At 65.5% G+C, this 3894-nt stretch carries 4 protein-coding genes and 1 pseudogene; all 5 read right to left on the reverse strand.

The window, feature by feature from the left end:
• Positions 1–73: 73 nt before the first annotated feature.
• A complete protein-coding gene (locus tag ACH0BZ_RS16260; protein ID WP_406899778.1) occupies positions 74–319 on the reverse strand; it encodes a hypothetical protein in 246 nt (81 codons plus the stop codon).
• A gap of 2 nt (positions 320–321) precedes the next feature.
• Complete coding sequence (locus tag ACH0BZ_RS16265; RefSeq protein WP_406899781.1) at positions 322–1380, reverse strand: hypothetical protein; 1059 nt, start codon at positions 1378–1380, stop codon at positions 322–324.
• Positions 1381–1609: 229 nt separating this feature from the next.
• The gene (locus tag ACH0BZ_RS16270) at positions 1610–1819 is read right to left on the reverse strand and encodes a CopG family ribbon-helix-helix protein (protein WP_406899782.1); all 210 of its coding nucleotides are present in this window, start codon (positions 1817–1819) and stop codon (positions 1610–1612) included.
• A 370-nt stretch (positions 1820–2189) separates the two neighbouring features.
• Positions 2190–2672, reverse strand: a pseudogene (locus ACH0BZ_RS16275) (transposase); the annotation flags it as partial.
• Positions 2673–3266: 594 nt separating this feature from the next.
• Positions 3267–3894: hypothetical protein (locus ACH0BZ_RS16280; protein ID WP_406899785.1), on the reverse strand; the 628-nt coding region annotated here is incomplete at its 5' end.

Consider the following 3894-nt stretch of genomic DNA (forward strand, 5'->3'; position numbering starts at 1 on the left):
CGGGATCGATCTTCTTCGGCATACAGCCATCCTCCTCGACTCGAAAAGGAGGCGGCGGGAAACCTGGGGCGGTTCAGATCGTGCGCACGATGTCCGCGTGGGTGACCGGGCGCCGGCGGTAGGTCAGCATCGCCATCGCGACCAGCACCGCGCGGATCGAGTAGCCCAGTCCGGTGCGGGGTCGTCCGCTCCCGCGGACGTGCGCGGCAACCTCTGCCTCGATCAGATCAACGATGCCGCTCTCCTCGACGAGGTCGTAGGCGTAGTCGAAGACCTTGGGTGTGGCGATCTCGTCGGCCTGCAGGTGGTGGATGGGCATGGTCAGGCCTCCTGGGTCGCGCAGATGAGGTGGACGAGCTCGGTGTCGGTGAATTTCGGGCAGTGCGGGATGTGAATTTTCAGCCCGTCGGAGACCGACAGGCCGGCGATCTGCCACAAGGCCTTGGTCGGGATCGGGCTGACCAGCATCCGTCTGATCCACACCGCCCGCAGCTGCTCCATGGTGACCTGGACCTCGTGGCCACGGCTGCGCAGCGCCCACGGCACATTCGAAAGTGCGTTCTTACCTTCGATGCCCAGGATCGGCCCGTCTCCGGCGAGGGCGGCCGCGTCCAGCAGCCGGCGGGCCGCCCGGGGGTCGCCGATCGGCACCCGCCGGGTCTCGCAACCCCTGCGGTGGGCGCTGCCGGCGGGCGGGTGGATCGTCACCACGGCATGCCAGCCATGAGGCTGGACGCACGTGCCGGTGAGCTCGAGCGCCTCCCTGGAGGTGGTGCCCACATGGGTGCCCAGATCCAGCATCACCCCGAATCGCCGGCCGACATTTCCGCTGACCAGGTGCGCGATGCCGTACCAGCGCTGCACATCCCGCTCACTCGGCACGTGCTTGCTGCTACGGCCCACGGTGTACGGGGCCGCCTGCTTGGGGTACAGGTCCGGGTGAAGGTACCTCGCCACCTGGTGCAGGTATGTCGAACGCGTGTTCGTCGTGGGCTGGGACCAGGTGCTCGCGTGTCGCTCGAGGTAATCGCGTAGCTGCTCAGGCAGGAACGCGCGCCGCGGTTCGACGTCGCCGCCGTGGATCTCGGCGTCTTCCAGCAGGCACCGCGCGACGATCGTGTGCCGGTCCTCGTCCGCACCCAGCGTGGGCTCGGTCGCCCACGGCCTGCGGACCACCAGCTGCGCGGCCACCTCCGCGCACCGCCGCCCCACCGGGGAGCTCATGCGCTCGGGCGCGCGCGCCAACAAGGCCTCCAGTCGCTCCTGGCTCCACGGCTGCCCCTCCGGGCGCCACGGCCTCGACCTGTCATATAACGCCGGCGGGCCACCCGGCAGCACCGCTGGCCTGGGCTTGGACGCCATCGCCTTGGCGCGCACCATCACCGATCACCCCCCACACGCGCTGAGGGAACGATCACCGGATTGACTCCGGCAAGTGGGTACGTCAAACTACACATCAGGACTCCTTGAAAGGTTGGGAGTGAATGCAGCGGCGGGAACCGCTGTGTGGATTCCGAGGCCGAGCGTGGCAGCGCTCGGCTTTCGGCATTTCTGGAGGTCACCCAGAACTCGTTTCGGGCATGAGAAAGCGCCCGTGACCGTCACCCGGTCACGGGTCTCCTCGCTGCCGCTCGAGGTACTGGGCGATCGCATCACGCGCCACAGACGACACGGTCCGCTCCATGGACGCGGCGTAGCGGTAGAGATCAGCGGCGATCACGGCAGGAAGCCGGACCTGAACTCGCTGGATGCTGTCGGCGTCGACCAGTGCGGGACGCGAACGCCCGAAGTGTGGGCTGGGGAAGTCAATCTCACCCATATCGGAGAAAATCCTTTCATCTAAAACGTCGCCAGGCCTTCTGTGACGCTTCTTCAGTTGTACCGGCCGTGGCTCGGGTGGTTTTCTCCGATGAATCCGACTCTAGCACTTCCAAGCGCCAGTAGGAAATGCGCTGGCCAAAAGCGTGTTCAGTCTCTACGCGTGTTGTGTCGAGTCGATCACGGGTGCCCTCGGCGGCGGTGTCGGGCCGCGTCAGTGAAAGGCGAGATCGGCTCAGTCTCGCCAGACGTAGATGAACGAGGCCGCAGGAAGCGACACCCCTGAAGTGAGGTCTCGAGATCAGCCTCTCGCGTTTCCGGTACGGCGCTCATCTCCAGTGGCCGGATGAGCGGTCCGTCGGCGTGACTGACGGTCCGGCCTCGTCCAGGCGTCGGTGCCGGAACGCGGCGACCTGCTCGTCGAGGTCCTGGGCCATGCGTGAGACCTGCGACTTGGACAGCGAGTCGATACCCAGGGTCTTGACCAGCTTGTCCATCCGGCGGATGGACACCCCGGCCAGATAGCAGTCGGCTACGACGGTGATCAGCGCGGACTCGGCCCGCTTGCGGCGCTCGAGCAGCCACTCGGGGAAGTAGCTGCCCGAGCGCAGCTTCGGGACGGCGACGTCGACGGTGCCGACCCGGGTATCCAGGGGCCGGTGGCGGTAGCGTTTGCGGTGGTTGGTGCGCTCAGCCGAGCGGGCGTTCCACTCGGCGCCGCACACAGCGTCGGCATCGGCGGACAGCAGTGCGTTGATCATGGTCTGCAGCAGCTCGCGCATCAGATCCGGCGACGCGTCAGATAGGGCTTGGCCAAGCAGGCCTGCAGGGTCGACAATATGAGGTGCGGTCATCGTGATGACTCCGTTCGAGGATTCGGTCGAAGGTTGACTCGAAGGATCACACGGTGGCCGCTCTACACCCGTACACAACACGGAATCGCAGACGATCTCGGCCACCGAGTTACACCACTCTATGGGGCACTACTAGTCCCAGTTTCCCCTGATCAGGAAGCACTTCGGTCTATTTTCGCCCAGCGATCCGCAAATCCCCGTGAATCACCCGGGTTAGGCAAACAGCTCCTTCAACACGCTGTGCGCTGCCCCTTTCGCTCGGCGCACACTTCTAGTCGTCGTCGGTCAGCCGAGCAGCCAGTGGCCGGGTTCCCTCGGTCGCGCCTCCGCTACGCGGCTGCCTGGGGGTAGCCCGGACGAACCTCCACAGAGTGATCGACCACCGCGTAGTCGTCGGCCTCCACGGCATCGGCGAGCCGCGAATAGCGCGCTCCACGACCCTGGGCGCTGCTCATGTTCCCACTGCTGCGTTCCCTGACGGCGACGGCGACTGAGAGATGTCGAATCCGGAGTGTCTCGCGGCAGGGGATTCAAGACCCGTCCAGTGTCGGTTCAAGACGCATCCCACTCGGTGGCCGCGTTGGCAGTTCGGCTCTACGTGGTCGACCTTAGCAAGTCATCAAGCGCGAGCGAGGCGGTTCGGTCTGTGGCGATAACGAAACGCAATGTGGCGATTGGCTCGTAACCGTTCAGACCACGGCGGAAGGTGACGTCATCAAGCATAAGCAGCGACCAGTAGCCGCTTCGGTTCATCATGACTAGTGCGTCGCCAGGGACGGTTTCCTCCGTGCGATTGGACATCGGCAGGGTGGAGAGGTCTGTGAAGATTTCTGGGTGGTCGGCAGCTGTAGCCACGCGGCCGATGTGGCCGATTCCGTCCTTGTAGTGGCGGACCACCTTGGGCCCGCCAGGCTGCGGCGCGCTGAAGGGGTACTCCAAGTGCATTTCAAAGCGGGCATCGCCGCTGCCGATCGCGAACCGGCCGGAGTTTTCGTTCAGATTCACCTCCACCAACCCGCCCGTTCGACCGTCGTGCCAGCGAGCCGGGTCATTGCGAATCAAGGCGCTGGCTTGAGCGCCGGTTGTACCTACGAACGGATTAGGCCCGAGCGGAGGGGCAGCCTCGATCGGAGCTCCATGCAGATTGACGACGGACACGAGAGACTGCCCGTAGGCGGTCACGAAGGTGCCCGCTGGCGGACGTGAGAGTTGCCCGCTGGCG

The organism is Dietzia sp. 179-F 9C3 NHS, assembly GCF_045369825.1.
In the GTDB taxonomy this organism is placed as follows: domain Bacteria; phylum Actinomycetota; class Actinomycetes; order Mycobacteriales; family Mycobacteriaceae; genus Dietzia.